Annotated in this window: 32 protein-coding genes and 1 tRNA gene; 30 read left to right on the forward strand and 3 right to left on the reverse strand. The window is 58.8% G+C overall.

Going from position 1 to position 25,480, the window contains the following annotated elements; genetic code table 11:
- Positions 1 to 17: 17 nt before the first annotated feature.
- Both ACEVJL_RS09120 and ACEVJL_RS09125 read left to right on the forward strand, forming a co-directional pair.
- Positions 18 to 272 carry a putative Se/S carrier protein gene (locus ACEVJL_RS09120; RefSeq protein ID WP_008980594.1) on the forward strand — a complete coding sequence of 85 codons (255 nt, stop codon included), beginning with the start codon at positions 18 to 20 and terminating at the stop codon, positions 270 to 272.
- Positions 269 to 1,405 (forward strand): aminotransferase class V-fold PLP-dependent enzyme, encoded by a 1,137-nt coding sequence (locus tag ACEVJL_RS09125; RefSeq protein WP_374737558.1) that lies wholly within the window; start codon positions 269 to 271, stop codon positions 1,403 to 1,405. The genes ACEVJL_RS09120 and ACEVJL_RS09125 overlap by 4 nt, the downstream gene beginning before the upstream one ends.
- Before the next feature lie 216 nt (positions 1,406 to 1,621).
- Here the strand turns inward: ACEVJL_RS09125 and ACEVJL_RS09130 are convergent.
- Positions 1,622 to 1,695, reverse strand: a tRNA-Gly gene (locus ACEVJL_RS09130).
- A gap of 194 nt (positions 1,696 to 1,889) precedes the next feature.
- Between ACEVJL_RS09130 and ACEVJL_RS09135 the strand changes: the two genes are divergently transcribed.
- Together ACEVJL_RS09135 and ACEVJL_RS09140 are read left to right on the forward strand one after the other, a co-directional pair.
- Complete coding sequence (locus ACEVJL_RS09135) at positions 1,890 to 2,609, forward strand: Bax inhibitor-1/YccA family protein (RefSeq protein ID WP_374737560.1); 720 nt, start codon at positions 1,890 to 1,892, stop codon at positions 2,607 to 2,609.
- Positions 2,610 to 2,721: 112 nt separating this feature from the next.
- Positions 2,722 to 4,350, forward strand: coding sequence for a SulP family inorganic anion transporter (locus ACEVJL_RS09140; RefSeq protein WP_374737562.1), 1,629 nt, complete (start codon positions 2,722 to 2,724; stop codon positions 4,348 to 4,350).
- Positions 4,351 to 4,383: 33 nt separating this feature from the next.
- On the opposite strand, the gene ACEVJL_RS09145 is transcribed toward ACEVJL_RS09140, so the two are convergent.
- Both ACEVJL_RS09145 and ACEVJL_RS09150 read right to left on the reverse strand, forming a co-directional pair.
- A complete protein-coding gene (locus ACEVJL_RS09145) occupies positions 4,384 to 4,926 on the reverse strand; it encodes a nitroreductase family protein (RefSeq protein WP_325208286.1) in 543 nt (180 codons plus the stop codon).
- A 97-nt stretch (positions 4,927 to 5,023) separates the two neighbouring features.
- Entirely contained in the window at positions 5,024 to 5,527 is a 504-nt protein-coding gene (locus ACEVJL_RS09150; RefSeq protein WP_110440655.1) for an immunoglobulin-like domain-containing protein, read from the reverse strand.
- 140 nt (positions 5,528 to 5,667) lie between these two features.
- Here ACEVJL_RS09150 and ruvC point away from each other — a divergent pair, with 140 nt between their 5' ends.
- From ruvC to ACEVJL_RS09280, 26 genes are all read left to right on the forward strand, one after another.
- Positions 5,668 to 6,189 carry a crossover junction endodeoxyribonuclease RuvC gene (gene ruvC, locus ACEVJL_RS09155; protein ID WP_235396524.1) on the forward strand — a complete coding sequence of 174 codons (522 nt, stop codon included), beginning with the start codon at positions 5,668 to 5,670 and terminating at the stop codon, positions 6,187 to 6,189.
- A 5-nt stretch (positions 6,190 to 6,194) separates the two neighbouring features.
- On the forward strand, positions 6,195 to 6,626 hold the full coding sequence (locus ACEVJL_RS09160; protein ID WP_374737564.1) for a hypothetical protein: 432 nt from the start codon (positions 6,195 to 6,197) through the stop codon (positions 6,624 to 6,626).
- 33 nt (positions 6,627 to 6,659) lie between these two features.
- A complete protein-coding gene (gene ruvA, locus ACEVJL_RS09165) occupies positions 6,660 to 7,268 on the forward strand; it encodes a Holliday junction branch migration protein RuvA (RefSeq protein ID WP_374737566.1) in 609 nt (202 codons plus the stop codon).
- A 5-nt stretch (positions 7,269 to 7,273) separates the two neighbouring features.
- The gene (locus ACEVJL_RS09170) at positions 7,274 to 7,594 is read left to right on the forward strand and encodes a DUF3784 domain-containing protein (protein WP_302668025.1); all 321 of its coding nucleotides are present in this window, start codon (positions 7,274 to 7,276) and stop codon (positions 7,592 to 7,594) included.
- A gap of 21 nt (positions 7,595 to 7,615) precedes the next feature.
- Positions 7,616 to 7,780, forward strand: a complete 165-nt coding sequence (locus ACEVJL_RS09175; RefSeq protein ID WP_374737747.1) for a hypothetical protein — start codon at positions 7,616 to 7,618, stop codon at positions 7,778 to 7,780.
- Between the two features lie 36 nt (positions 7,781 to 7,816).
- Positions 7,817 to 8,884, forward strand: coding sequence for a Holliday junction branch migration DNA helicase RuvB (gene ruvB / locus ACEVJL_RS09180; RefSeq protein WP_008980605.1), 1,068 nt, complete (start codon positions 7,817 to 7,819; stop codon positions 8,882 to 8,884).
- A gap of 18 nt (positions 8,885 to 8,902) precedes the next feature.
- On the forward strand, positions 8,903 to 9,316 hold the full coding sequence (locus tag ACEVJL_RS09185; protein ID WP_374737568.1) for a YrvL family regulatory protein: 414 nt from the start codon (positions 8,903 to 8,905) through the stop codon (positions 9,314 to 9,316).
- 18 nt (positions 9,317 to 9,334) lie between these two features.
- A complete protein-coding gene (locus ACEVJL_RS09190; protein ID WP_374737569.1) occupies positions 9,335 to 9,715 on the forward strand; it encodes an SdpI family protein in 381 nt (126 codons plus the stop codon).
- A gap of 231 nt (positions 9,716 to 9,946) precedes the next feature.
- Positions 9,947 to 10,561: a sigma-70 family RNA polymerase sigma factor gene (locus ACEVJL_RS09195; RefSeq protein ID WP_040648912.1), complete on the forward strand. Its 615-nt coding sequence runs from the start codon at positions 9,947 to 9,949 to the stop codon at positions 10,559 to 10,561.
- A 69-nt stretch (positions 10,562 to 10,630) separates the two neighbouring features.
- Complete coding sequence (locus ACEVJL_RS09200; RefSeq protein WP_008980609.1) at positions 10,631 to 10,912, forward strand: zinc-ribbon domain containing protein; 282 nt, start codon at positions 10,631 to 10,633, stop codon at positions 10,910 to 10,912.
- Between the two features lie 169 nt (positions 10,913 to 11,081).
- A complete protein-coding gene (locus tag ACEVJL_RS09205; protein ID WP_374737571.1) occupies positions 11,082 to 11,942 on the forward strand; it encodes a helix-turn-helix domain-containing protein in 861 nt (286 codons plus the stop codon).
- Positions 11,943 to 11,986: 44 nt separating this feature from the next.
- On the forward strand, positions 11,987 to 12,190 hold the full coding sequence (locus ACEVJL_RS09210) for a DUF1858 domain-containing protein (protein WP_008980611.1): 204 nt from the start codon (positions 11,987 to 11,989) through the stop codon (positions 12,188 to 12,190).
- Positions 12,191 to 12,253: 63 nt separating this feature from the next.
- Positions 12,254 to 12,847 (forward strand): flavodoxin family protein, encoded by a 594-nt coding sequence (locus ACEVJL_RS09215; RefSeq protein ID WP_374737573.1) that lies wholly within the window; start codon positions 12,254 to 12,256, stop codon positions 12,845 to 12,847.
- Positions 12,844 to 13,551 carry a tRNA (adenine(22)-N(1))-methyltransferase gene (locus ACEVJL_RS09220; protein WP_235396542.1) on the forward strand — a complete coding sequence of 236 codons (708 nt, stop codon included), beginning with the start codon at positions 12,844 to 12,846 and terminating at the stop codon, positions 13,549 to 13,551. The genes ACEVJL_RS09215 and ACEVJL_RS09220 overlap by 4 nt, the downstream gene beginning before the upstream one ends.
- On the forward strand, positions 13,539 to 14,336 hold the full coding sequence (locus ACEVJL_RS09225; protein ID WP_235396544.1) for a Nif3-like dinuclear metal center hexameric protein: 798 nt from the start codon (positions 13,539 to 13,541) through the stop codon (positions 14,334 to 14,336). The genes ACEVJL_RS09220 and ACEVJL_RS09225 overlap by 13 nt, the downstream gene beginning before the upstream one ends.
- 129 nt (positions 14,337 to 14,465) lie before the next feature.
- On the forward strand, positions 14,466 to 15,515 hold the full coding sequence (locus tag ACEVJL_RS09230) for a D-alanine--D-alanine ligase family protein (protein WP_235396546.1): 1,050 nt from the start codon (positions 14,466 to 14,468) through the stop codon (positions 15,513 to 15,515).
- 4 nt (positions 15,516 to 15,519) lie between these two features.
- The gene (locus ACEVJL_RS09235; protein WP_374737576.1) at positions 15,520 to 16,905 is read left to right on the forward strand and encodes a UDP-N-acetylmuramoyl-tripeptide--D-alanyl-D-alanine ligase; all 1,386 of its coding nucleotides are present in this window, start codon (positions 15,520 to 15,522) and stop codon (positions 16,903 to 16,905) included.
- A gap of 29 nt (positions 16,906 to 16,934) precedes the next feature.
- On the forward strand, positions 16,935 to 18,857 hold the full coding sequence (locus ACEVJL_RS09240; protein ID WP_374737578.1) for an ABC-F family ATP-binding cassette domain-containing protein: 1,923 nt from the start codon (positions 16,935 to 16,937) through the stop codon (positions 18,855 to 18,857).
- A 19-nt stretch (positions 18,858 to 18,876) separates the two neighbouring features.
- The gene (locus tag ACEVJL_RS09245) at positions 18,877 to 19,494 is read left to right on the forward strand and encodes a YdcF family protein (RefSeq protein WP_235396551.1); all 618 of its coding nucleotides are present in this window, start codon (positions 18,877 to 18,879) and stop codon (positions 19,492 to 19,494) included.
- 26 nt (positions 19,495 to 19,520) lie between these two features.
- A complete protein-coding gene (prfA, locus tag ACEVJL_RS09250) occupies positions 19,521 to 20,585 on the forward strand; it encodes a peptide chain release factor 1 (RefSeq protein ID WP_374737580.1) in 1,065 nt (354 codons plus the stop codon).
- A 21-nt stretch (positions 20,586 to 20,606) separates the two neighbouring features.
- Positions 20,607 to 20,864 (forward strand): hypothetical protein, encoded by a 258-nt coding sequence (locus ACEVJL_RS09255; RefSeq protein WP_008980620.1) that lies wholly within the window; start codon positions 20,607 to 20,609, stop codon positions 20,862 to 20,864.
- Between the two features lie 12 nt (positions 20,865 to 20,876).
- The gene (locus tag ACEVJL_RS09260) at positions 20,877 to 21,527 is read left to right on the forward strand and encodes an HAD family hydrolase (protein ID WP_374737583.1); all 651 of its coding nucleotides are present in this window, start codon (positions 20,877 to 20,879) and stop codon (positions 21,525 to 21,527) included.
- 25 nt (positions 21,528 to 21,552) lie between these two features.
- Positions 21,553 to 22,578, forward strand: a complete 1,026-nt coding sequence (locus ACEVJL_RS09265) for an L-threonylcarbamoyladenylate synthase (RefSeq protein ID WP_374737585.1) — start codon at positions 21,553 to 21,555, stop codon at positions 22,576 to 22,578.
- A gap of 92 nt (positions 22,579 to 22,670) precedes the next feature.
- Complete coding sequence (locus tag ACEVJL_RS09270; RefSeq protein ID WP_235396559.1) at positions 22,671 to 23,246, forward strand: helix-turn-helix domain-containing protein; 576 nt, start codon at positions 22,671 to 22,673, stop codon at positions 23,244 to 23,246.
- Between the two features lie 12 nt (positions 23,247 to 23,258).
- Positions 23,259 to 23,864: a dephospho-CoA kinase gene (gene coaE / locus ACEVJL_RS09275; RefSeq protein WP_374737587.1), complete on the forward strand. Its 606-nt coding sequence runs from the start codon at positions 23,259 to 23,261 to the stop codon at positions 23,862 to 23,864.
- A gap of 22 nt (positions 23,865 to 23,886) precedes the next feature.
- The gene (locus ACEVJL_RS09280) at positions 23,887 to 25,296 is read left to right on the forward strand and encodes an aminopeptidase (RefSeq protein ID WP_374737590.1); all 1,410 of its coding nucleotides are present in this window, start codon (positions 23,887 to 23,889) and stop codon (positions 25,294 to 25,296) included.
- The last annotated feature ends 184 nt before the right edge of the window (positions 25,297 to 25,480 follow it).

Below are 25,480 nucleotides of genomic sequence, written 5' to 3' on the forward strand. Positions count from 1 at the left end.
GAGAAAGGAGCCATGTCATGCTCTATTATCTTATCATCTGCCGGTCCCTCACCTACGCCCAGCGCACCGCCGCCGCTCTGGGGCGGGCGGGGATCACGGCTCATATTTTCCGGACTCCCCGGCAGATTGCCGGAGAGGGCTGCAGCCACTGCGTCAAGATCCGCCAACATGATCTGGAGGACGCCCTGGCGGTGCTGCACCAGGTAGGACTTCCGCCCAAGCGGGTCTTTCTGGCGGATAACGGTGGCGGATATGAGGAGGTGCGCCTGTGATCTATTTGGACAGTGCCGCCACCACCCTGCAAAAGCCGCCTCAGGTAGCCCGGGCCTCGGCCTGGGCCATGGGGCATCTGGCCAGTCCCGGCCGGGGAGGGCACTCCGCCGCCATGGCGGCGGCGGATACCGCCTTTGCCTGCCGCCAGGAGGCCGCCCGCCTGTTCCACCTCTCCGACCCGGAGCGGGTGGTTTTTACCTTTAACGCCACCCACGGCCTGAACATTGCCATCAAATCTCTGGTGCGGCCGGGGAGCACTGTGGTTATCTCAGGCTATGAGCACAACGCCGTCACCCGGCCCCTTCATGCCATCCCTAACGTTACGGTGCGGGTGGCAGAGAGCCCTCTTTTTGACCGGAGGGGAGCGGTGGAGGCCTTCCGGAACGCCATCACGCCGGAGGTATCTGCCGTGGTGTGCTGCCACGTCTCCAATGTGTTCGGGTTTATCCTGCCTGTGGAGGAGATTGCCGGGCTGTGCCGGGAGCGGAACGTCCCTCTCATCGTGGACGCATCCCAGTCGGCAGGGTGCGTTCCTCTGGATATGGAGGCGCTTGGCGCGGCCTATATGGCCATGCCAGGGCACAAGGGACTCTATGGCCCCCAGGGTACCGGCCTGCTCCTGTGCGGCGACACGGCGCCACAGCCTCTGCTGGAGGGGGGGACGGGGTCGGCCTCCCTGGTGCAGACCATGCCCGACTTTCTGCCCGACCGCCTGGAGGCAGGGACCCACAATGTGGCGGGCATTGCCGGGCTGCTGGAGGGGCTGCGCTTTGTACGGCGAACCGGAGAGGAGAACATCGGCCGCCGGGAGAGCGCACTGATCCGCCGCCTGTCCGCCAATTTGGAGCAAATCCCAGGGATCACCCTGTTCCGCGCCCGGGACCCCAGAGCTCAGGCAGGGGTGCTGTCCCTCCAGGTGGAGGGAATGGACAGCGAGGAGCTGGGAGAGCGGCTGGGACGGCGGGGAGTGGCCGTGCGGGCAGGCCTGCACTGCGCCCCTCTGGCCCACAAGACGGCGGGCACGCTGGAGGAGGGGACCGTGCGCCTGAGTGTGTCCGCCTTCAACCAGCCCTGGGAGATGGACACCGCGGCTCGGCAGCTGAGGCAGGTCTGTTCCAGAGCCGGAGTATAAAACGAAAAGACACAAAATAAAAAGGACATCCAGAAGGATGTCCTTTTTGTTTTGGAGCAGCGAAACAGTGTAGATGGAGCAGCTGCTAGGTTTGCACCCAAAACCAAATTACAACCCAGCGTAAGCGGTTGTGATTTGGAAAGGAGGAGCAGCAAAATGAGCGCGCTCTGACTTATAAAATAAGTCGGAGCAAGCGATATAACGCTTGCTCCGACGTGGAGCAGGTGAGGGGAATCGAACCCCCGTGTTCAGCTTGGGAAGCTGACATTCTGCCATTGAACTACACCTGCAAGTTGATTGCCTGAATAATATAACATAAATTATTTCGGAAAGCAAGAAAAACTTACCTGTCGTTTCCGACTCGTTTCCCGGGGATGCCATGGAACGGAAAGAATTGATTTTTCCCCGGAAAGCAGATATAATAAGGCCAACCTCAGAAAGAGGTCTGAGGGGTAGGTTTTCCCTTTTGAAAGGAGCTGTTTTTATGGCTTTTGATCCTTATGACCTGGACCGGGACTACGGCGCGCCCAGCGGCGTAATTACCGAGGCACAATATACCACCCGCACCTTTCTGTGGATGATGCTGGGGCTGATGGTCACCTTCGGCGTGGCCCTGGTAGGCTGGATGACCAACGCGACACTGTATCTGTTTTCTGCGTTTCCTGCCATCCATCTGGTGATTTTGGTGGTGACGCTGATCTTATCGTTCAGCCTGACGGCCCGGATTGAGAAAATGTCGGTAGCCTCAGCACAGATGATGTTTCTTGTATTTTCTGCTCTGATGGGCGTTACCGCTTCTACCTGGCTGTACCTGTATCAACTGACCAGCATTGTGTTTATTTTCCTGGCCACCGCTCTTTACTTTGGCGCTCTGGCCGCCTATGGCCACTTTACCAACCGCAGTCTGGCCGGATACAAGTCGATCCTGCTCAGCGGACTTATTTTCCTTATCCTGTTTGGGGTGTTGTCTCTGTTTATTCCCGGTATGACCGCCTTTGACAGCATGATTTCTCTGTTTGGCATTGCCATCTTCCTGGGCTATACCGCCTATGACACCCAGCGCATCCGGGAGTTTTACTATTACTATTCCGGCTATCCCGATATGATGGAGAAGGCCTCCATTTTCTCTGCACTGCAGCTGTATATGGACTTCATCAACCTCTTTTTGTACCTGCTGCGCTTTTTGGGAAAGCAGAGAAACTGAGAAGCGGCTCAGCGTCGGACAAAATTTTACAAAATTACCTTTTTCCCTTGCGTAAAGATGCTCCCTCCGATAGAATAGCCCTGTGTGCTATTTTTTAGGAGGGAGTTTTTTTATGTACTTATTCAGGCCCCAGCTTCTGGAGTCGTTGGCGGACTATTCCAGAGCAAAGTTTATGAAGGACCTGGTGGCAGGCGTCATTGTGGCCATCATTGCCCTGCCTTTGTCCATCGCCCTGGCCCTGGCGTCCGGTGTTTCACCGGAGCAGGGCTTGTATACGGCCATTGTAGCGGGATTTCTGATCTCGGCCCTGGGAGGAAGTAAGGTCCAGATCGCCGGTCCCACAGCGGCCTTTGCCTCCATTGTGGCGGGGATCGTGGCCCGTAACGGGATGGATGGCCTGGCTGTGGCCACAGTGCTGGCCGGTATCCTGCTGATCCTGATGGGTGTGCTGCGTATGGGCAGCATGATCAAGTTTATTCCCTACACCATCACCACCGGATTTACCGCAGGTATCGCGGTGACCATTGTGGTGGGGCAGCTGAAGGATTTCTTTGGCGTCACCTTCCAGAACTCTCCCGTTGAGACGGTAGAGAAGCTGGAGGAGTTTTTTGCGTGCTTTTCTACCTGGAGCGTAAGCGCTGTGGCGGTGGGATGTGTGGCGCTGGTCATTCAGATCATCTGGCCTAGATTTTTTGCCAAAATCCCTGCCTCGCTGGTGGCAGTGATCGTCACGGCGGCCATGGTCAAGCTGCTGCACCTGCCGGTGAACACCATCGGGGATCTATATACCATTTCCACCGATCTGCCCCAATTTACTCTGCCCACGGTCAATTATGACATCGTGGCGGCGGTTCTGCCCGACGCCTTCACCATCGCCATTCTGGCGGCCATCGAGTCTATGCTGTCCTGCGTGGTGGCCGATGAGATGACGGGCTCCCATCATAACTCCAACATGGAGCTGGTAGCCCAGGGCGTGGGCAATACGGCATCTGCGCTGTTTGGCGGCATCCCGGCTACGGGAGCCATTGCCCGTACCGCCGCCAACATTAAAAACGGCGGTGTGTCCCCGGTGGCTGGCATGGTCCATGCGGGAGTGCTGGTGTTGGTGCTGGTGCTGCTGATGCCCTATGCGGCGCTGATCCCCATGCCCTGCATTGCAGCCATCTTGTTTGTGGTGGCCTACAATATGAGCGGCTGGCGCACCTTTGTACGGGTGGTCCGCCAGTCTCCCAAGAGTGATACAGCGGTGCTGCTGCTTACTTTTTTTCTGACGGTGGCCTTTGATCTGGTGGTAGCCATCGGTGTGGGCCTGACTCTGGCCTGCCTGCTGTTTATGAAGCGGATGGCCGATGTGGCTGTGGTGGAAGAGTGGGAATATGTGGAGGACACCCAGGCCGGAAAGGGACGGTTCAAGCACGTGCCTGTCCATGTGATGGTCTATGAGATCAACGGTCCCATGTTCTTCGGCGCGGCGGATAAGATCCCCCATATCGACGAGGGGGGAGAAAAACGGGTGCTGATTTTGCGCATGCGCAGCGTGCCCGCTCTGGATATCACCGCCCTGAAGGGGCTTCGGCGGCTGTGGGAGGAGTGCGGCCGTGCCGGAGTGCAGCTGGTCTTTTCCCATGTGAACGAGCAGCCCATGTCGGTGCTGAAAAAATCCGGGCTTTACCAGCAGGTGGGAAAGGAGAATTTCTGTCCCAACATTGACGCAGCGTTGAAGCGGGCTATGGAGCTATAAAGGAACAGCGACGGCATTGCCGTCGCTGTTCCTTTATTTCCAGGACAGAAGTACGTCTACACCCTTGCGCTTGGGAGCCCCGCCAACCTGGGCGGGATAACCCACGGCGATGAGCGCCATGAGCTCCTGATCCTCGGGGACCTGGAGATATTCCTGCAGCCGCTTGCGGTCAAACACGCCCATAATCACGGTAGCCAAACCCAAATCATGGGCGGCCAGACAGAAGGTCTGAGCGGCGATGCCGCAGTCGTAATACTGCCAGCCATCCTCCCGGTCGGTGGTGAAGGAGCCGTCCCGCTCGTAGCCGCAGCGGTTCTTTACGAAGGTCTGGGCCACCAGCAGGGGAGCGCTGCGGATGATGGCGGGGTTGTTGGCCCCGGCCAGGCAGTACTCTGCGGCGATAGTCTCCCGCACAGCGGGGTCTTCAATGGCCAGATAACGGCTGATCTGGGTGTTTTTCCAACTGGGAGCGTAGGCAGCCAGGGCTACCACATCCTCCAGCAGCTCGTGGGGCACGGGCTGGTCGGTAAACTGGCGCACACTGCGCCGGGTGAGAATACAGGTCTGAGCGTCCATATGGGTTCCTCCTGACTTGGGATTGAGAATAAAAGTATGGTAGCCCTCAGAGAGAGAAATGTCAAGGGCAGACCATGCTTGGCCTGCCCTTGATTCCTTATGGGATATCAAATTCTACCTCATAGAGCTGGGTATCATAGTCTCCTGTGTCCCGAAAATCCATAAACTCTTTGCTTAAGCGGTAGTGGCCGGGGGAGAGGGGACCGAAGAGCCAATCCCAGTCCACGGCCTGTTCCGTTTCTCCGTCCATGGTGACCAGATAGGCCATACCATCCCAGGCAAAGTTTCCATCCACGATGTCGGGGACGTTCTGCCATGTGCCGTCCTGCTCCACCTCCAGGGTGTAGTCGCTGCCGTACTGCAGGGTGCCGGTGGGGCTGCCGCCTTCCTGGGTGATAACCAAAGTCAGGCCGGTGGGGGTCACGTCTTTTACCGACAGGGTAAGACCCCAGGGATCCTCTGCGGTCTGGACAGAGGATGATTCAGAGGAGCTGGAGTTGATTTTCTGAGGTGCAGAGGAGCCTGCGCCGTCCGAACTGCCGCAGCCAGCCAGGGACAGGGCCAGCAGACCGGCCAGGGTAAGGGTAAGCCATCGTTTCATGTGAGATACCTCCCGGTGATAGACTTCTGTATTCCTTTAGACGGAAAAACCCGGCCGGAGTTCCCCAAAATTTGTTCTCCTTTTCATTTTGGGCAAACCGTGGTACAATGTCAACGTATCTTTTCCATGGGGAGGCATCCATGATCATCTTAGGCATCGACCCCGGAGTGGCCACGATCGGCTTTGGGGTCATCAAGGCCCAGCGAGGAAAAAACACCCTCATTCAGTACGGGGTCATCACCACGCCGCCGGGCATCCCTCTGTCCAGCCGACTGCTGCAAATTTCCAACGACATGGAGGAGCTGATCCGCACCTTCCATCCCGACGAGATGGCGGTGGAGGAGCTCTTCTTCAGTAAAAATATTACTACCGGCATCGCCGTGGCCCATGGCCGGGGAGTGATTCTCCTGGCGGCGGAAAAGCTGGGGGTGCCGGTGTTTGAGTATACCCCCATGCAGGTCAAGCAGGCAGTGGCGGGCTATGGAGGCGCGGACAAACGCCAGGTGATGCTGATGACCCAGCGGCTGCTAAACATGAAGCAAATTCCCCGGCCTGACGACGCCGCTGACGCCCTGGCACTGGCTATCTGCCATGGCCGCGCGGCCACGTCCCTTTTGAATACGGAGCGGGGCTTTGACCCCAAGAAATACGACACGAGGTAAGTGCCATGAAAACGATGGTCAAACAACCCAACCCCAACCCGCCTTACAGCCTCCACGACGCCTATATTTCGCAGCTGCAGGCGGAGGGGGATATTTTGCGCCTTATCACCCAGTGCGGCTATGTGTGCACCACACCGCCCTGTAATCAGGTGGAGGGAGACGTGGAGATCACCGGCATCGACTGGGACTTCTCCTGCGTCTATGTGATGGAGTACCAAGGCGTCCTGTGCGGCAACTACGGCTCTTTCACCGGACGGAAAATGACGGTGACGGACTTTTTGCGGGAGTACTCAGAAGCGATGCTGGATATCATGGACGAGACCTACGGATATCACCAGGTGAAGCTGGACGGTTTCCTCAACGTGGGGGAACGCTGCCTGGAGTTTCAGCTGGACATCTGCTACGCCGGAGAGTTCCGGTATTTGCTCAAAGAATAAATGCCGTCCATTGGACGGTTTATGGAGGAACTTATGTTTTACTATCTCAACGGCACCGTGGCCCACATCGAGCCTTACATGGTGGTCATCGACTGCGGTGGGGTGGGTTATGCCTGCCGCACTACCAGCTATACCCTGTCTGCACTGAAAAAGGGTGAAAAGGGAAAAGTCTTTACACACTTGAATGTCCGGGAGGACGCCATGGAGCTCTATGGCTTTGCCACCCAGGAAGAGCTGAATCTGTTTCAGCAGCTTATTTCTGTTTCTGGTGTTGGTCCCAAGGCGGCTTTGTCCATCCTGTCCTCCAACACCCCGGCCAATCTGGCCCTCAGCATCATCACCGGGGATGAGAAGGCACTCACCTGCGCTCAGGGTATCGGCAAGAAGATCGCCCAGCGGGTGATTCTGGAGCTGAAGGACAAGCTGGCCAAGGGCCAGGCGGTGAACGGGGCAGGGGAGACCTACGGCGGCACCGGAGTGACCGTCATTCCCGAAAACAAACTCTCCGAGGCCAGCGCCGCCCTGGCGGTGCTGGGCTACACCCAGGGAGAGATCAATGTGGCCCTCAAGGGCATCGACCTGGACAGTCTGACCCTGGAGCAGATCATCAAGCAGGCCCTGAAAAAGATGATGAAGGGGTGAGCCCCATGCTGATTGTCTTTCTGGGCATGATCGCCCTGTTTCTTGTGCTGGGGCTGATCTTCTCCCGGGGAAAGGGAGCTTTCCTCATTGCCGGGTACAACACCGCATCCAAGGCAGAGAAGGCCAGGTATGACGAGAAAGCCCTGTGCCGCTTCATGGGCAAAATCATGTTCGCCCTGGCCGGATGCCAGGGAATTATGGCACTGGGGATACTTGTGGTCGGCATGTGGCTGTTTTGGGTGGGAATCGCCGCCTTCCTGGCGGTGGCATTCGGGACCGTGATCTATGCCAACACCAGAAACCGCTTCCAAAAGAAATCCAAGTGAGATGATGAAAGGATGAGCACCTTGGAGACAAAGAAAACCACCAAGACCGTGGTGAAAAGCGGCATTACCTTCGGCACCTGCCTGGCCATGGTCATTTCCTATACCACCTGGCACTCGGTGGGATGGGCCATTTTCCATGGTCTGCTCAGCTGGGTGTATGTCATCTATTTTATCCTGCGATACTGATTTGGACAGATATATTTCGAGAGGAACCAAACGATTATGGCCATTGATTTTTCCAATCCAGAATTTGACCCGGAGGAGCTCAGCGAGCCTCTGGTGACCACCTCCCTCACCCGGGAGGACGAGGGGGAGTACTCCCTGCGGCCCAAAACTCTTCGGGAGTACATCGGCCAGGAGAAGGCCAAAGGCAACCTGGAGGTCTTTATCCAGGCGGCTAAAATGAGAAATGAGCCTCTGGATCATGTGCTGCTCCACGGCCCGCCCGGCTTGGGCAAGACCACCCTCAGCGGCATTATTGCAAATGAGATGGGGGTAAATGTGCGCATCACCTCCGGTCCTGCCATTGAGAAGGCAGGGGACCTGGCGGCGCTGCTCACCAATTTAAATGAAAATGACATCCTCTTTGTGGACGAGATCCACCGCCTCAACCGCTCGGTGGAGGAGGTGCTTTACCCAGCTATGGAGGATTTCGCCATCGACATCATCATCGGCAAGGGTCCGTCGGCCAACTCCATCCGTCTGGACCTGCCCAAATTTACCCTCATTGGAGCCACCACCCGGGCAGGGCAGCTGTCCGCGCCCCTGCGTGACCGCTTTGGCGTGACGTTAAGGCTGGAGCTTTACACCCCCGAGGAGCTGGCGCTGATCGTCAAGCGCTCTGCGGGTATTTTGGGCGTACCCATCGAGGACGATGGAGCCATGGAGATCGCCCGCCGCAGCCGCGGTACCCCCCGTATTGCTAACCGCATGCTGCGCCGGGTGCGGGACTTTGCCCAGGTACGGGCGGGAGGCGTCATCACCAAAAAGGTGGCTGATGAGGCCCTTACCGCCCTGGAGATCGACCACTTGGGACTGGACTCCATTGACCACCGGATGCTGCGCTCCATCATTGAGAACTACCGGGGCGGCCCGGTGGGTCTGGAGACCTTGGCAGCCACCATCAACGAGGAGGCAGTGACCCTGGAGGACGTGTACGAGCCCTATCTGATGCAGCTGGGCTTCCTTACCCGCACCCCCCGTGGCCGCTGTGTCACCCCCAAGGCCTATCAGCATCTGGGCCTCAGCGTTCCCGGAGAGTCCGGAGGGCTGGACCAGCTGAGTTTCTGACCCCGGAGGCGCTCTTTTGTGAAAGAAAAACTGAAAAAATTGCTGGCGGGCCTGTTGGGCAGCGGCATCATGATTTTGCTCTTGCTCGGGACGTTTGCAGTGGTTGCTCTGGTCGGCGGCAATGTGATGAGGCTGTTCGGGTTTCGCTATGACAGCGTGGGACAGCTGCTGCTCTACTTCCTGTTAGGGGAACTGATTGGCCTGCCTCTGGATCTGATCAGTACGGCTCTGCCTAAGGTGCTGTATCGCATGGGAAAGGTGGACCGTCGGCAGGGGAATTTGCTTTACATCCCAATGGACACCTTGTTTACCATCGCCGCGTTTTGGGTTGCGGACGGGTTGATGGCCAGTGTGTCCACCACCGGACTCTCTTTGTGCATTCTGGGCTTTGGAACGGCACTGATCACCCAGCCCATAAAGAAGGATGACTGACCGAAAGGGGAGAGGACGATGGGCTTTTGGCTGTACTGTACTGCCATGTGCCTGCTGGTGCCCGCTGTGATGCTGTACTTTGGATGGCGTTTTTTGAACAGACCGCCCAAAAAGATCAATGCCCTCTATGGTTACCGCACCAGCCGTTCTATGAAAAACCAACAGACCTGGGATTATGCCCACCAGGTATGCGGAAAGCTGTGGTTTCGGGCGGGGATAGTGATGCTGCCCCTGAGCCTTTTGGCCATGCTGCCCGGACTGGGCAAAGATACGCAAGTGCTGGGAATATGGCTTATGGGCGTGGTTTTGGTCCAGGTTGTGGTGATGATCGCCACCATTTTCCCAGTAGAAAAGGCATTAAAACGAAAATTTGACAAATTTGGCAGGAGAATTGGCTGAATAAGTGATAGACGGTAGGGAAATTTTATGCTATGCTTATTTTGTGGAAAAGCGGCATAAGATCCGGTCCTGAGGGAAAACAATTTCCAGATCAAGGCCGGAAAACGATGTCATATTCTGGAAATAATAGAACAAACCGGAATGAATATGGGAAAAACGCCAAATAATTTCCGATACCCCTTGACAAAACCAGTCAATTTGATTATTATGAGTTTTAACCGGAACAAAAAATTGGAAACGCCCCAGCCTCCGCCTCCCACAGACGAGGCGCTGTGTCTCCAGGCGGCAGCAGGAAGCGCCGCTGCGGAGGAAGAACTGGTCCGCCGCTACGGCCGCTTGGTGCGTGCCTGCGCCCGCCCCCTGTTTTTGGCAGGAGGGGACAGCGAGGACCTGTTTCAGGAGGGTATGCTGGGCTTGCTGTCCGCCATCCGCGGCTTTGATGCCCGGCGGGACGCATCTTTCCGGACCTATGCGGAGGTTTGTGTCCGCAACCGCCTGTACAGCGCGGTCCGCGCTGCTCAGGGGGATAAGCATCTTCCACTTAATCACAGTGTCTCTTTCGAACCCCCTCTTTTTGACGGCCCGAACGCGTATCTGTTTTCCAGCGAAGAGAGCCCAGAAGACGTCATCATCGGCAGGGAGGAACTGAGAGAGCGCCTTGACGCTCTGAAGGGCCAGTTATCTGAGCTCGAAGGGAAAATCCTGCCGCCCTACTTAAGCGGTCTCACTTGTGCAGAGATTGCAAAACGGGTCGGTCGGTCTCCAAAGTCCGTGGACAACGCCGTGCAGCGCATCCGCCGCAAGGTGGCCCGGCAAACTTCTTCCGGCGCATCCAGCGAGAGCTGATCGCAAATACAACCGTCCAATCCTTGAAATCTGGGTAATTGGGCAACGAGTCAAAGAGAGGGAAATCCAATGTACGAAGACAAGATCCTGGTATGCAAAGAGTGCGGCAACGAGTTCACCTTTACCGCTGGTGAGCAGGAGTTTTACGCTGAGCGCGGCTTCCAGAACGAGCCCCAGCGCTGCAAAGCTTGCCGTGACGCCCGCAAGAACGCTGCCCGCGGCCCCCGTGAGTACTTCACTGCCACCTGCGCTGCCTGCGGCGGCGAGGCTCGCGTTCCTTTCGAGCCCAAGTCTGACCGTCCTGTCTACTGCAGCGAGTGCTTCGCCAAGATGCGCGAGCAGCAGGGCTAATTTTTAGAACCAGGATAAAAGGGCGCCCAGCCGGGCGTCCTTTTTCTGTATTCAGGGAGAAAAATCGGGCTGTTTTTCGGCCGCAACTCCGGGTTGCGGAAGTTCCAGCCCAAGCTGGTAGTAATAGCAAAGCTGGTTTGCTAGGATAGGGCCGAAAGGAGGCGTGGGTATGACGACCGGAGAAATCATCCAAAGAGAGCGTACCCGCCTGGGCCTGTCCCAGGAAAAACTGGCCGAGCAGGTGGGGGTGTCCCGCCAGGCGGTGAGCAAGTGGGAGCTAGGGGACGCAGTACCCGACACGGACAAGCTGGTCCCTTTGGCACGGACGTTGGGCATTTCGGTGGACGCTCTGTTAGACCACCACCCTCAGAAGACAGAGGAGACACCAAAAGAGATAGAGGAGAAGAAGCCCGGGTGGCTGGCCCTCCACTGGTACTGGATCGGGGTGCCCCTGAGCTTGTGGGGTGCGGCCCGACTGATCCCAATGTCGTTTGCCGTCTGGTTCCTGCTGACGATGTCCCAGGCGTCCTCTGGTATCCTGTTATATCTGCCATACCTTATCCTGTTCCTAACAGCGCTGGCGGGAGGTGTGCTGATGGTGATTCTGGGCCGGCGTTCTGTCCGGCAAAGATACGGCCTGAAACCCTTGATACCGCCCCCCTGGAAGGGAGTACGGGAGCTGATCGCCCGGCGGTGGTACTGGTTGGGAGCCTTTCTGGCCGGAGGCGGTGTGCTGGGGGGCGTACTGCAGATGTCCGCTTCTCAAGCCCTCTATGACCAGATAGAAACTGATCGGCAAAACCTGAATATGTATCAGGGAGACGCGTTGTGGGAGCATCTCGACCAAATCCCGGAAGGGTATCTCAATGGGGATGGCTACTTACAGACAGTCGCCCTGCGCAATCAGGGTCTCTTGATCTTGGTGTTGGGTGTGGTTTTGGGCGCTGTGCTCTTTTTCTGGGGCGCCGGATCGTTTGCCGCCGCTGGAAAGAAAACGAGGAAAAATCCATTGCAAAATAGCGCGAGTTAGGATATACTATCATCATCCTAATGACTAACTGGAGGAATCCTGCTATGACCATTACTAAAGACACCATCATTGGTGATATTCTGAACATCGCCCCTCAGACTGCGCCCCTGTTCATGAACATCGGCATGCACTGCCTGGGCTGCCCCGCTTCCCGGGGTGAGACCGTGGAGCAGGCCTGCATGGTTCACGGGGTGGATCCCGACGAGCTGCTGGCCGCGGTCAACAAGATGATCGCCGAGGGCGAATAAAACCAAGGAATGAAAGATGGGGGCGGAGGGGTTCCGCCCCCATTTTTTGCGGAGGTGCCCGGTATGAAATTGGTGCTGTTCATGGGAAGCCCCAGAAAAAACGGCAATACTGCCGCCCTGGCGGCACCCTTCCTGGAGGAGTGCGGACAGTTGGGGATCGAGACAGAGACCGTTTGGCTCTATGACAAGACCATCCTGCCCTGTCTGGGCTGCAAGACCTGCCAGGACCGGATGGACGGCCTGGGCTGCGTGCAGAAAGACGATGTGGCCGACCTGTTCGGAACTATGGAGCGCAGCGATATCATCGTTCTGGCCACCCCCATTTACGGCTGGTTCTGTACCGCACCCATGAAGGCGCTGATGGACCGGGCCGTGTACGCCGGTACCAAAAATTACGGCCGGGTAAAGGGACCGTCCCTGCTCCGGGGTAAGAACCTTGCCACCATCGTTACCTGCGGGTATCCTCCGGAGAAGGGAGCTGACCTGTGGGAGGCTGGGCTGCGCCGGTGGTGCCGCCACAGCGGATTACATTGGCAGGGGATGCTCTGTGGCCGGGATATGGGCCCCGGCGTCCGATTTTTAACACAAGACAAGCTGGCCGCCGCCCGGGATTTTGCCCGGTCGCTCATTCAAAAGGCCGGCGGGGAGGACTTATGAAACAACATATCGAACTCTCGCCCCGGCTGCGGTTGGCGGCTGATCTGGTGCCCCAGGGGGCGCGACTGGCCGATGTGGGCACCGACCACGCCTATCTGCCCGCCTGCCTGCTGCTGGAGGGCAAGATCCCCTGGGCTATCGCCTCCGACCTGCGGAAGGGTCCGCTGGACCGTGCCCGTGAGACGGCCCGGCAGTATGGCTGCGGGGATAAGATGGCGTTCCGGCTGTGCAACGGCCTGGCGGGTATCCGTCCCGGTGAGGTAGACGTCATCGTCATCGCCGGGATGGGGGGCGAGACTATTGCCCAGATTCTGGAGGCTGCCCCTTGGGTTTTGGAGGAGAAGATTCCCTTGATTCTCCAGCCCATGAGCTCCCTGCCTGAACTGCGGGAGTGGCTGGGCCAACATGGCTACGCCATTGCCAAAGAACAGCTTGCCCGGGAAGGAGAGACCCTGTATGTGGTGATGCGGGTGACGGCGGGAGAGATGGGGACACAGACGCCCGGTCAGCTCTGGGCCGGTCGGCAGAGCCGGGACCCCCTGCGGGGAGAGTATCTGGACCATCTGACCCGGAAACTGCGCCGTGCTCTGGACGGCATGTCCAAGGGCAAAGGGGAACAGATCCAGGCGCGCCGCCAGGCGCTGGAATGCGTATATGAGGAAATGCTAGCAATGAAAGAGGAGTGGCAGCAATGGCAACTGTAAAGGATATTTACTGTGCAATGGATGAGTGGGCCCCCTTTGAGACCCAGATGGATTTTGACAATGCCGGTTTTCTGGTGGGCCGGGGAGAAGCTAAGGCAGACAAGATTCTGGTGGCGCTGGATATCACCCAGGAGGTGGTGGAGGAGGCGGCCAAGCTGGGCTGTCAGCTCATTGTGTCCCACCACCCGGTGATCTTCCACCCGGTCAAGGCGCTCACCGATGAGAGCGTCACCGGGCGCACCCTGTTGGCTCTGACGGAGGCGAAAATCGCCGCCATCTGCTGCCACACCAATCTGGACGCTGCCCAGGACGGGGTGAACGACTGTTTGGCCCAGGCGCTGGGTCTTCAGGAGGTCACCCAGCTCCACCCCGATGGAGTGGACCGGGCGGGCCGCACCTACGGCATCGGCCGGGTGGGGATGTGCCACCAGCCCGGCATGAGCGCGGCGGACTACGCCGGCCGGGTCAAGCTGCTGCTGGGCGCAGCGGGAGTGCGGTACACCGACGGAGGCCGCCCGGTGCGCCGGGTGGCGGTGGGCGGCGGCGCCTGCGGCTCCATGCTGGCCGATGCGGTGGCCATGGGCTGTGACACCTTTGTCACTGCCGATGTGAAGTATGACCAGTTCCTGGAGGCCCGGGCACTGGGTGTCAACCTGCTGGACGCCGGCCACTACGCCACCGAGAACGTGATCTGCGACCGGGTAGCTCAGTACCTGTCCCAGCGCTTCCCTGAGGTGAGCGTGCTGGTCTCCCACCGGCACAAGGAAGCCTGCGCCTGCGTGTAAGGAGGAAAAAACAGGGGAAAATTGTACCCTTGCCTTGTGCATTGGTGCTGCCTGTGCTAAAATAAAACACTAGCGTGTAGAATATACCAACACGGATCTTTGATCGCTGATATAGAGGTGTCGTTAAGGATGAAAATAGTGGTATTGGCTGGCGGCCTGAGCCCCGAGCGCAACGTATCCCTGTCCTCCGGAGCCATGGTGTGCGAGGCCCTGCGCTCCAAGGGACACAAGGTGGCCCTGATGGACCTGTTCTTTGGCGTGGAGGGGACCGACCGCACGGTGGACCCCTTTGAGGCCCCCATTCCCCAGGCCTTTAAAAAGGTCAGCCCCGAGGCTCCCGACCTGGCTCAGGTGCGGGCGAGCCGGAAGGATACCAGCCCCTCCGCCATTGGACAGGGCGTGCTGGAGCTGTGTGCCCAGGCTGACGTAGTCTATCTGGCCCTCCACGGGGCATGCGGAGAGGACGGCCGTATCCAGGCCACCCTGGATCTGCTGGGCGTTCCCTATACCGGTTCGGGCTGCCTGGGCTCGGCCATCGCTATGGATAAGGATATGACCAAGCGTCTGGTAGCCCACAAGGTACGCACCCCCAGCTGGTGCACCGTCACCGTGACGGAGGAGAACCTGGAGCAGCTCATGGAAGAGACCAAGCTGCCTGTGGTGGTCAAACCCATCGCCAGCGGCTCCTCCATCGGCGTGACCATCGCCCATACCAAGGACGACCTGCGCCGTGGTCTGGAGGAGAGCATCCGCCTAGGCGGCCGCACTGTACTGGAGCAGTACGTAAAGGGCCGTGAGATCCAGGTGGCGGTGCTCAACGGAAAGGCTCTGCCCTCCATTGAGATCATTCCCCAGGCCGATTTCTACGACTACGCCAACAAGTACCAGCCCGGCGCCGCCCGGGAGGTATGCCCCGCTGAAATTTCCCCGGAGTGGGAGAAGAAGGTAGGGAACGCGGCGGTGGCCGTGTTTGAGGAGTTGGGTCTGGCCGTATACTCCCGTGCCGACTTCATCGTCACCGAGGACGGAGAGGTCTACTTCCTGGAGATCAACACCCTGCCCGGCATGACCCCCACCAGCCTGGTGCCGCAGGAGGCGGCAGCGGTGGGCATGGACTATGCCACCCTGTGTGAGACCATTGTGGCCTCCTCCCTGAAGGCCCGCAAGGAAGGAGCATAACCGTATGGAGACCATCACTGTTAGCCAACTGCTGGAGGCGGTACACGGCACTCTGCTGGGCGGCTCCCAGGACATGGAATTGACCGTGAGCGGGGTGGATACCGACAGCCGGGACATCCATCCCGGCTCCCTGTTCATCCCCCTGGTGGGGGAGCGGTTTGACGGCCACGCCTATATCACCTCTGCCCTGGAGGCTGGAGCTGCGGGCTGTCTCACCGCCCGTGTGCGTACCGACTACCGGGAGGACAAGTTCTACATCCAGGTGGGCAACACCGAACGGGCCCTGCGGGACCTGGCCGCCTGGTATAAAGACCGCTTTCAGATCCCCTTTGTGGGCATCACCGGCAGCGTGGGCAAGACCACAGCCAAGGATATGATCGCGGCGGTGCTTTCCGTCAAGTACAAGGTACTGAAAACGGAGGGCAATTTTAATAACAACATCGGCCTGCCCCTGACTTTGCTGCGTCTGGACCACACCCACCAGGTGGGCGTGCTGGAGATGGGCATGGATAAACCGGGGGAGATCGACTACCTCAGCGATATCGTGCGACCCGAGGTGGGAGTCATCACCAACATCGGTGACGCCCACATCGAAAAGCTGGGCAGCCGGGAGAACATCTTCAAGGCCAAGTGCGAGCTGCTGCCCAACATCCGCAAGAAGAACGGCCTGGTGGTGCTCAACGCTGACGATCCCATGCTTACCACCCTGCGGGGCAACACTCCGGTGCAGGCGGTGTTCTGCGGCAAGGCGGAAGATGCCGACTACCGGGCTCAGGTTACCGGCGGCGACGGAGTCAGCCACATCCACTGCCACATTACCACTCCTAAAATGGAGCGGGATGTCAAGATCCCTGCTCTGGGAGAGCACATGATTTACCCCACCCTCATCGCTGCGGCGGTGGGTGAGCACTTTGGTCTCACCCCCGACGAGATCGAGGACGGCATTGCCCGTTTTGTCCCCACCCGCATGCGGATGAACGTGATCCAGCGGGAGGGGGAGATCACCATTTTGGATGACTCCTACAACGCCAATCCCCAGTCCATGCGGGCGGCCATCAGCGTGCTGGCCGACACCCACAGCAGCTGGAAGGTGGCGATTCTGGGCGATATGTTTGAGCTTGGACCCTATGCGCCCGCGCTCCACGCCGGAGTGGGAGACTACCTGGGCAAGCGGGGCATTGACTGCCTGGTAGCGGTAGGCAAGCTGTCTGAGCATATGGCTCAGGGGGCACGGGAGGCAGGGGTGCCCATGGTCTACTCCTGCGCAGACAAGGAGGCAGCCAAGGTGGTACTGCCTCAGGTTGTGCGCCCGGACAGCACCATTCTGGTGAAGGCCTCCCGGGGCATGGCTCTGGAGGAGCTCACCGCTCAGCTGCTTACCCTTTGCTGAAGAGAGAATAAACCACGTAAGAGGACGTTATGATCGATATTTCCGTATCCAATCTGGTCAAAGAATTTGAGGTTGGAAATAAAATATTGAATGGCCTGACCTTCCAGGTGGACACGGGGGAGCGGGTTGGTCTGCTGGGGCCCAACGGCTGCGGCAAGACCACCCTGCTCCGCATTCTCACCGGGGTCATGGACTACGACGAGGGAGATGTGGTGCTGGCCCCTGGAAAGCGGCTGGGCCTCATCTCCCAGATCCCTGTTTACCCTGCGGGCTACACCGTGGAGGACGTACTGGCTACCGCCTTCGAGCCTCTGCACCGCATGGAGGGGGAGATGACCCAGCTGGCCACAGAGATGGCCCAGGGAAACACCGACCCGGCGGTGATGAGCCGGTATGATAAGCTTACCGCCGCCTTTGAGGCCGCCGGAGGCTACGACACCCAGACCAAGACCAACAAAGTCTGCAACGGCCTGTCCATTCCCCAGGCCATGCGGGAGCAGCTCTTTGACAAGCTCTCCGGCGGGGAAAAGACCCGGGTGAACCTGGCCCGCCTCATTCTGGAGGACACCGACATCCTCCTGCTGGACGAGCCCACCAACCACCTGGACCTGCGGGCCACCGAGTGGCTGGAGGAGTATCTGGAGAAATTCAAAGGCACCGTGCTCACCGTCTCCCATGACCGCTACTTTTTGGACAAGGTGGTAGACCGGATCATTGAGATCCAGGAGGGCAAGGCGGAATTTTACTCCGGCAACTACAGCTTCTACGCCGTGGAGAAGGAGCGGCGTTACGAGGAAAAGCTCAAGCAGTATGAGAAGGAGCAGGCCAAGATCCAGCAGCTGGAGAAGGCTGCCGAGCAGCTGCGTACCTGGGCCTACTCGGGCATGGACAAGACCTTTAAGCGGGCCCAGTCCATGGAGAAGCGCATTGAGCGTATGCGGGTCACCGACCGTCCCAAGAAGGAGCGGAAGATGGAGGTGCGCTTTGGCGAGCGGGAGTTCCGGGGGGATGAGGTTCTTACCATCAAGAACCTGAAGAAATCTTTTGGAGACCGCACCCTGTTTTCCGATGTGAACCTGGAAGTGGCAGGGGGCGAGCGCATCGCCCTGCTGGGAGACAACGGTACCGGTAAGTCCACCCTCATCAAAATTTTGATGGGGGAGGAGGAGCCCGACAGCGGAAAGCTCCGCATGGGCCCCACCGTAAAGATCGGTTATCTGCCTCAGATCATCCACTTCAGCCATCCGGAGCGCAGCCTGGTGGACACCATGCTCTACGACCTGGACTGTACCGCTCAGACTGCCCGAAACCGGTTGGCCGCCTTTAAATTCCGGGGAGAGGACGTGTTCAAGCCTGTCTCCGCCCTGTCCGGCGGCGAGCAGAGCCGCCTGCGGCTGTGTATGCTCATGGACGCGAAGATCAATCTGCTCATCCTGGACGAGCCCACCAACCATCTGGATATTCAGAGCCGAGAGTGGATCGAGGAAGCGGTGGAGGAGTACGAGGGCAACCTGCTCTTTGTCTCCCACGACCGCTATTTTATCGAACGCTTTGCCAGCCGCATCTGGCTGCTGGAGGACGGACACATCACCGACTTCAAGGGTACCTATGAGGAGTTCCAGGCCGCACGGGCCAAGGGGCTGTTCAGTAAAACGGCTCCTGCCGCACCGGTGCAGGCTGCAAAGGCTCCGGCAGAAAAGAAGGAGAAGCCCAAGCGCCCCGGCGGCACCAAAATGCTGGAAAAAGAGGTGGCCGCCGCCGAACGGGCGGTTGGCAAGGCTGAGGAGCAGATGTACGACCTCACCCAGCAGATGGAGGAGGCCGCTGCCGACTATTTGAAGCTCCAGGAGCTCTATGAGCAAAAAGAGGCCCTGGAGGAGGAAATTTTAAAGCTCTACGGCCGCTGGGAGGAACTGTCCGCCCAATTGGAAGAGGCCCGGGGCGAAGGATAACCAGAGGGGAGGCCCACCTATGGCAGGATATCGCGGAAAACAGCCACGCCGTTGGCTCAGTGTCTTGCTAACCTTGGTGCTGATAGGGGCCTTTTTCTTTGCCATCATGTTTGGACTGGTGATGGTGGGGGCCCACGATGTGATCCGGGGAGATCCCCAGGTGATGATCATTCTGGGCTGCCGGGTGATGCCCGGGGGCGAGCCTTCTATTCTGCTCCAGGATAGGCTGGACACCGCCCTGGACTATCTGGACGACCACCCGGATATGACGGTGGTGGTGTCCGGAGGCCAGGGGAGCAACGAGCCCACCTCCGAGGCCGCCTGCATGGCGGACTATCTGGAGGAACACGGGGTAGACTCCGACCAGATTCTGCTGGAGGACCAATCCAGCAATACCAAGGAAAACCTGATCTATTCCAGGGAACTGCTGGAAGAGCATGGGATTGTCGTGCTGAGAGATGAGGTGCTGGTAGTGTCCAACGGCTTCCACCTCACCCGGGCGCAGATGCTGGCGGAGCGGTATGGATACAAGTCTGTGTCCGCCCTGGCCGCCCCCACCAGCCACATCCCCTCCCGCATCCAGATGTACATTCGGGAGCCTTTGGCTCTGGTGAAGTCTTTCTTCCTGGACAAGTAGGAGCTAGAAGTTAGGAGATCGAAGCTATGCAGGACAAACTGGCCGCCATTGAGGCCAAATACAGCCAGATCGAGGCCCGCCTGAGCGCCTCCGAGACCTACGAGGACCCGGCTCTGGTGGCCAAACTGAATAAGGAGCAGACCGAGCTCCAGCCTCTGGTGGAGACCTACCGCACCTACCTCCGTACCCAGCAGAGCCACTGGGAAGCTGAGAGCCTGCTGGGCGACCCCGAGATGAAAGAGCTGGCCCAGGAGGAGTGGCGGCAGTCCAAAGAGGATCTGGAGCGGCTGGAGCATCAGCTGAAGATCCTGCTGCTGCCCAAGGACCCCAACGACGACAAAAACGTTATTGTGGAGATCCGGGCGGGGGTCGGCGGCGAGGAGGCTGCCCTGTTTGCCCACTCCCTGTACCGCATGTACTCCATGTTTGCCGAGGCCAACCACTGGAAGACCGAGGTGGACAGCATCAGCGAAACGGAGCTTGGCGGGGTGAAGGAAATTTCCTTTACCATTGAAGGAGACGGAGCCTACTCCCGCTTAAAATTTGAAAGCGGAGTCCATCGGGTGCAGCGGGTGCCGGAGACCGAATCCGGTGGCCGGTTGCACACCTCCACCGTGACGGTGGCAGTGCTCCCCGAGATGGAGACCGCTGACGTGCAGATTAACCCCGCTGATATTGAGATGCAGGTGTTCCGTTCCTCCGGCGCGGGCGGCCAGCACGTCAATAAGACTTCCTCCGCTGTGCGCCTCATCCATAAGCCTACGGGCACCGTGGTGGAGTGCCAGCAGGAGCGCAGCCAGTTCCAGAACCGGGACAAGGCCATGCGTATTCTGGCCTCCCGGCTCTATGAGGCGGAACAGGAGAAGATCTCCAGCGAGTATACCGCCCAGCGGCGAAGCCAGGTGGGCAGCGGCATGCGCAACGAGCGCATCCGTACCTATAACTTCCCTCAGGGACGGGTTACCGACCATCGGATTGGCCTGACCCTCTACAAGATCGACAACATCATGAACGGTGACCTCAACGAAGTCATCGACGCTCTGGCTGCCGCTGATCAGGCGGAACGTCTTCAGTCAAGCGATACCAATTAACAATAGATAGGAGTTTATCACATGGAACTGTATATCCACTATAAAGAACTGCCCGAAGGACTGACTCTGGCGGACTTCGTGGGCGAGCTTAATGAGGTTCTGGACGACACCGGCGTGGTGTGCGGCGGCGAGGACAACCGCCTGGATCTGGACCTGGAGGACGAGAAGGTCAACCCCAAGCACGCCCAGATGGCGGTGAAGGCCTATCTGCAGCGGGCTGGCTTTTCCAAGGAGACCGCCGTGGAGATCGGCGGTATGGAAATCGGCATTTACGAGTGAGGTCCTTTTCCCATGTACAAGCATGTAATCTTTGACCTGGACGGCACCCTGCTTAACACCATCGACGATCTGGCGGACACCGGAAACCATGTGTGTACCCTCCACGGCTGGCCCACCCACACGGTGGATGCCTTTAAGCTGATGGTGGGCAACGGCATCCCCAAGCTGGTGGAGCGCTTCGCTCCCCAGGGGACTAGCCAGGAAGTGCTGGATCAGGCTTTCCAGGAGTTTATGGACTGGTACGGCGTCCACAAGGAGGATAAGACAGCCCCCTACGCCGGTATGCCCGAGGTAGCCAAGGCTCTGCGGGAGGCTGGGGTGTCCATCGCGGTACTGTCCAACAAGGCGGACGTGATGGCCGGCCCGGTGGTGGAGCACTATTACCCGGGAATTTTCCCTGTGGTTCAGGGGGCGCTGCCCGGCCTGCCCACTAAGCCCGACCCCACGCTCCTTCATAAGCTGATGGACCGCTTGGGGGCCACCCAGGAGGACACCCTCTTTGTGGGAGACAGCAACGTGGATATCTGCACGGCGAAAAACGGCGGCCTCACCGGCTGCGGCGTGCTGTGGGGCTTCCGGAGCCGGGAGGAGCTGGAGGCGGCGGGAGCTGACGTGATCGTCTCCACGCCCCAAGAGCTGCTGGACTTTATTTTAAAGGCCTGAGCGTAATAAGTAAGGAGTCTTTTCGTTGAATACAAAGCGACTGACACAACATGATATCGAGGAGGCGGCCGCCATCCTGCGGGACGGTGGACTGCTGGGTATCCCCACCGAGACGGTGTACGGTCTGGGGGCCAACGGCCTTAACGAGGAGGCTGTGGCTCATATTTTTGAGGCCAAGGGCCGTCCCCAGGATAACCCCCTCATTTTACATATCCCCGATGCCTCTTGGCTGGAGCGGTACTGCAAGGAGATTCCCTTGACAGCTTATCAGCTGGCGAAGGCCTACTGGCCCGGTCCCATGACCATGATCTTGAAGCGGAAGGACATCGTCCCCAATGCGGTGACGGCCGGACTGGACACAGTAGGTATGCGTTGTCCCGCCCACCCTCTGTGTAGAGAGATCATTGCGGCCTCCGGAGTGCCGGTGGCTGCCCCTTCGGGAAATACCTCCGGTCGTCCCAGCCCCACCACAGCCCAGCATATGCTGGAGGACATGGATGGGAAGATCAACGCTATCGTAGACGGCGGTCCCTGCTCCGTGGGAGTGGAGTCCACCATTATCGATCTCACCGAAACTCCCGCCCGACTGCTGCGGCCCGGCGGCATCACCCTGGAGCAGCTGGAGGCAGTGCTGGGGGAGGTGGCCGTGGACCCTGCAGTTACCCGTCTCATGGGAGCGGGGGAGCAGCCCAAGGCGCCCGGCATGAAGTACCGCCACTACGCTCCCAAGGCTCCGGTTACCGTGGTCACCGGTGACCCGAAAAAGAGTGCGGAGTATATCGCCTCCCACGCCGGTGCGGAGGACGGGATCATCTGTTTTGAAGAGTTTTTGCCTCTGTTCACGAGACGGTCTGAGACGAGGCCCGTCATGGACCTGGGTCCGGCAGGGGACAAGGAGGAGCAGGCCCGGCACATCTTTGACGCCCTGCGCTCCTTTGACCACACCAGCGTGCCTGCCATCTGGGCCCAGTGCCCCGACACCACCGGCATTGGCCTGGCCATTGCCAACCGACTGAACAAGGCGGCGGGATTTCATATTATCCAGGTTTAAAACCCTTGAGCCCCAAGGGCTGCAACCTTAGGTTGCATGAAAATTGCTTGACGGTTTCACGCCCTTCCGGTACGCTGAAGCCGAGGATCGATATGACGCTGGGCGAAAACCTGCAAAGACTGCGAAAAGAGAAGGAACTGTCCCAGGAGGATGTGGCCCGGGCGCTGTTCGTGTCCCGTCAGACCATCTCAAAATGGGAGACAGACAAGGCAGAGCCGGGAGTGGATAACCTAAAGGCCCTGGCTGATCTCTATGAGGTTACTTTGGACCAGCTGACCGGCCGAGCTCAGATGGAGACGTATTCCAAAGGGTCGCATGAGCAAACGCCTTCCGACCAATACCGGACCATGGCTCTCATTCGCCTGGCAGTTTGGCTGGCGGTGGCAGCAGCAGGTCAACTGCATGGGGGCGAGCCTTTCCAGGTCCTAGCCTTTGCGGGGACGCTGGGCTCTGCGGCAGTTTTTCTGAGCCTTTGGTTCCGCAGCATCTATGTGTGGGGCGGCATCCTGTGCGGGGAAGGGCTTAGTATCCTTGTGTCCGCCATCTGCACCATCTGTGCAAAGCAGCTGGCCTCAGGAATTATCAGTGTGGGTTTGGCGGCTATGCTGGGTATCTGGGTAAAATATCTGTCCTCTGAATCGGTGCGGCAGCTGTTTTATGAAAAATGAGGAGATGTTCTCATGACCATTATTGGCATCACCGGCCCTACCGGGGCAGGGAAGACCACCGCGCTGCGGGAGATCGAAAAACTGGGAGGCGCAGTCATTGACTGCGATGCCGTGTACCACGACCTTCTGGAACGTGATATTACCTTGCAGGGAATGCTGGAGAGCGCCTTTGGCCCTCTGCGGGACGAGAGCGGAGCCATCGACCGAAAGAAGCTGGGCACCATCGTCTTCGGAGATCCGGAGAAGCTGGCAAGGCTCAATGCCATCGCCCAGACCGCCACAGTGCGGCGTACCCAGGAATTGCTGGAGGAGTACCGCGCCAAGGGAAGAAAACTGGTGGCCATTGATGCCATTGCCCTGCTGGAGAGTTCGCTGTCCAAGCTCTGTGACGCCACCATTGCGGTGATCGCGCCTCCGGAGGTTCGGGTGCAGCGTATTATGGCCCGGGAGGGCATTTCGGAGGAGTACGCCTGGTCCCGGGTCAAGGCCCAAAAGAGCGATGACTACTTTACCGAAGGCTGCGACCATACCTTATATAATGACTGTGCCCAGGCGGAAGAATTTGCGCTTCGAGCCAAGACGTTGGTAGAATCGATTTTACAGGAACACATACAATAAAGGCACAAAGGAGGTTTTTCCAATGGATGAGAAAAAAGAACTGACCCGGGGCGAGGAGCTGCGCCGTGCCCTGTGCTACAATAAGAAGAACGGCTATGACCGCATGAATCCCCAGGAGATGGAGCCCTTGGAGGCCTACTGCACCGGTTACAAGCAGTTTTTGGACGCTGGTAAGACGGAGCGGGAGTGCGTGGAGTGGGCAGTGGCCCTGGCGAAGGACGCCGGCTTTCGGCCCTATGAGCGGGGCATGGAGCTCAAGCCCGGAGACAAGATCTACCGGGTGAACCGCGGGAAAGCCGTGATGCTGGCGGTCATGGGTCAGGAGAATCTGGATAAGGGCGCCAACATCGGCGCGGCCCACATCGATTCTCCCCGTCTGGATCTGAAGCAGAACCCCCTCTATGAGGCTGACGAGCTCTCGTTCCTTAAGACCCACTACTACGGCGGCCTGCGCAAGTACCAGTGGGTGACCATCCCTCTGGAGCTCCACGGCGTGGTGGCTCTGAAAAACGGGGATGTGATCCGCGTCTCCGTGGGCAATGGGGAAGGAGACCCCAAGTTCACCATTGACGACCTGCTGCCCCACCTGGGCGTGGAGCAGTCCAAGAAGGCCCTGAGCGAGGCCATCCCCGCGGAGAGCCTGAACATTCTGGTGGGCAGCCGTCCTCTGGCTGACGACGAGGGCAGCGACCGGGTGAAAATCGCAATTCTGGAGCTATTGAATCGTAAGTACGGCATCGTGGAGGAGGACTTCATCTCCGCCGAGCTGTCCGCAGTTCCCGCCTTCAACGCCTGCGACATCGGTTTTGACCGCTCTCTCATCGGAGCCTACGGCCACGATGACCGGGTGTGCGGCTACGCCTGCCTGGCCGCTCTGCTCCAGCTGGATACGCCCCGCCGTACCGCTGTGTGCATGCTGGCCGACAAGGAGGAGATTGGCTCCGAGGGTGTCACCGGCATGAAGTCCGCCGCCTTTGATGCTTTTATGGCTGACCTGTGTGCGGGTCAGGGTGTGCCTCTGCGTGTCTGCTATGAGGCCTCCTTCTGCCTGTCCGCCGACGTGACTGCCGCTTACGATCCCAATTTTGCCGACGTGTACGAAAAGCGCAACAGCGCTCTGGTGAACTACGGCGTGGGCCTGTGCAAGTACACCGGTTCCCGGGGTAAGTCTGGAGCTTCCGATGCCTCTGCCGAGCTGGTGGCCTATGTGCGCAAGGTGCTGGACGAGGCCGACGTGGTGTGGCAGATGGCTGAGCTGGGCAAGGTGGACGCCGGAGGCGGCGGCACCGTGGCCATGTTCATGGCCGAGCGCAACATCGATACCCTGGATGCGGGCGTGCCGGTGCTCAGCATGCACGCCCCCTTCGAGACGGTGAGCAAGCTGGACTGCTATATGACTTTCAAGGGTATGAAGGCCATCTACGAGGCTTAAGCTAACAGGAAAAATGCGGGATTGCAGAGGAACCTTTCAAATCCTGCAAATATAGAGTAATTATGCAAATAGCGTGGATTGAATATTCAATCCACGCTATTTGATTTTTATGTGATGTCGGGCGTAAAACATCGGCCTCCCGGGGCTATTTTCCTAAAAGTGAAAATCGTATGGGATATTAGGG

This window comes from Flintibacter porci, from assembly GCF_041925195.1.
GTDB classification, from domain to species: Bacteria; Bacillota; Clostridia; order Oscillospirales; family Oscillospiraceae; genus Lawsonibacter; species Lawsonibacter porci.

What these genes read in the sequence shown, in the direction of transcription:
- ACEVJL_RS09260 (WP_374737583.1), top strand. Translation starts at nt 20,877, where the DNA reads ATGTACAAGCATGTAATCTTTGACCTGGACGGCACCCTGCTTAACACC.
- ACEVJL_RS09270 (WP_235396559.1), top strand. Translation starts at nt 22,671, where the DNA reads ATGACGCTGGGCGAAAACCTGCAAAGACTGCGAAAAGAGAAGGAACTG.
- prfA (WP_374737580.1), top strand. Translation starts at nt 19,521, where the DNA reads ATGCAGGACAAACTGGCCGCCATTGAGGCCAAATACAGCCAGATCGAG.
- ACEVJL_RS09120 (WP_008980594.1), top strand. Translation starts at nt 18, where the DNA reads ATGCTCTATTATCTTATCATCTGCCGGTCCCTCACCTACGCCCAGCGC.
- ACEVJL_RS09200 (WP_008980609.1), top strand. Translation starts at nt 10,631, where the DNA reads ATGTACGAAGACAAGATCCTGGTATGCAAAGAGTGCGGCAACGAGTTC.
- ACEVJL_RS09240 (WP_374737578.1), top strand. Translation starts at nt 16,935, where the DNA reads ATGATCGATATTTCCGTATCCAATCTGGTCAAAGAATTTGAGGTTGGA.
- ACEVJL_RS09280 (WP_374737590.1), top strand. Translation starts at nt 23,887, where the DNA reads ATGGATGAGAAAAAAGAACTGACCCGGGGCGAGGAGCTGCGCCGTGCC.
- coaE (WP_374737587.1), top strand. Translation starts at nt 23,259, where the DNA reads ATGACCATTATTGGCATCACCGGCCCTACCGGGGCAGGGAAGACCACC.
- ACEVJL_RS09210 (WP_008980611.1), top strand. Translation starts at nt 11,987, where the DNA reads ATGACCATTACTAAAGACACCATCATTGGTGATATTCTGAACATCGCC.
- ACEVJL_RS09135 (WP_374737560.1), top strand. Translation starts at nt 1,890, where the DNA reads ATGGCTTTTGATCCTTATGACCTGGACCGGGACTACGGCGCGCCCAGC.
- ACEVJL_RS09230 (WP_235396546.1), top strand. Translation starts at nt 14,466, where the DNA reads ATGAAAATAGTGGTATTGGCTGGCGGCCTGAGCCCCGAGCGCAACGTA.
- ACEVJL_RS09205 (WP_374737571.1), top strand. Translation starts at nt 11,082, where the DNA reads ATGACGACCGGAGAAATCATCCAAAGAGAGCGTACCCGCCTGGGCCTG.
- ACEVJL_RS09215 (WP_374737573.1), top strand. Translation starts at nt 12,254, where the DNA reads ATGAAATTGGTGCTGTTCATGGGAAGCCCCAGAAAAAACGGCAATACT.
- ACEVJL_RS09160 (WP_374737564.1), top strand. Translation starts at nt 6,195, where the DNA reads ATGAAAACGATGGTCAAACAACCCAACCCCAACCCGCCTTACAGCCTC.
- ACEVJL_RS09145 (WP_325208286.1), bottom strand. Translation starts at nt 4,926, where the DNA reads ATGGACGCTCAGACCTGTATTCTCACCCGGCGCAGTGTGCGCCAGTTT.
- ACEVJL_RS09220 (WP_235396542.1), top strand. Translation starts at nt 12,844, where the DNA reads ATGAAACAACATATCGAACTCTCGCCCCGGCTGCGGTTGGCGGCTGAT.
- ACEVJL_RS09235 (WP_374737576.1), top strand. Translation starts at nt 15,520, where the DNA reads ATGGAGACCATCACTGTTAGCCAACTGCTGGAGGCGGTACACGGCACT.
- ACEVJL_RS09255 (WP_008980620.1), top strand. Translation starts at nt 20,607, where the DNA reads ATGGAACTGTATATCCACTATAAAGAACTGCCCGAAGGACTGACTCTG.
- ruvB (WP_008980605.1), top strand. Translation starts at nt 7,817, where the DNA reads ATGGCCATTGATTTTTCCAATCCAGAATTTGACCCGGAGGAGCTCAGC.
- ACEVJL_RS09225 (WP_235396544.1), top strand. Translation starts at nt 13,539, where the DNA reads ATGGCAACTGTAAAGGATATTTACTGTGCAATGGATGAGTGGGCCCCC.
- ACEVJL_RS09245 (WP_235396551.1), top strand. Translation starts at nt 18,877, where the DNA reads ATGGCAGGATATCGCGGAAAACAGCCACGCCGTTGGCTCAGTGTCTTG.
- ACEVJL_RS09170 (WP_302668025.1), top strand. Translation starts at nt 7,274, where the DNA reads ATGCTGATTGTCTTTCTGGGCATGATCGCCCTGTTTCTTGTGCTGGGG.
- ACEVJL_RS09150 (WP_110440655.1), bottom strand. Translation starts at nt 5,527, where the DNA reads ATGAAACGATGGCTTACCCTTACCCTGGCCGGTCTGCTGGCCCTGTCC.
- ruvA (WP_374737566.1), top strand. Translation starts at nt 6,660, where the DNA reads ATGTTTTACTATCTCAACGGCACCGTGGCCCACATCGAGCCTTACATG.
- ACEVJL_RS09140 (WP_374737562.1), top strand. Translation starts at nt 2,722, where the DNA reads ATGTACTTATTCAGGCCCCAGCTTCTGGAGTCGTTGGCGGACTATTCC.
- ACEVJL_RS09190 (WP_374737569.1), top strand. Translation starts at nt 9,335, where the DNA reads ATGGGCTTTTGGCTGTACTGTACTGCCATGTGCCTGCTGGTGCCCGCT.
- ruvC (WP_235396524.1), top strand. Translation starts at nt 5,668, where the DNA reads ATGATCATCTTAGGCATCGACCCCGGAGTGGCCACGATCGGCTTTGGG.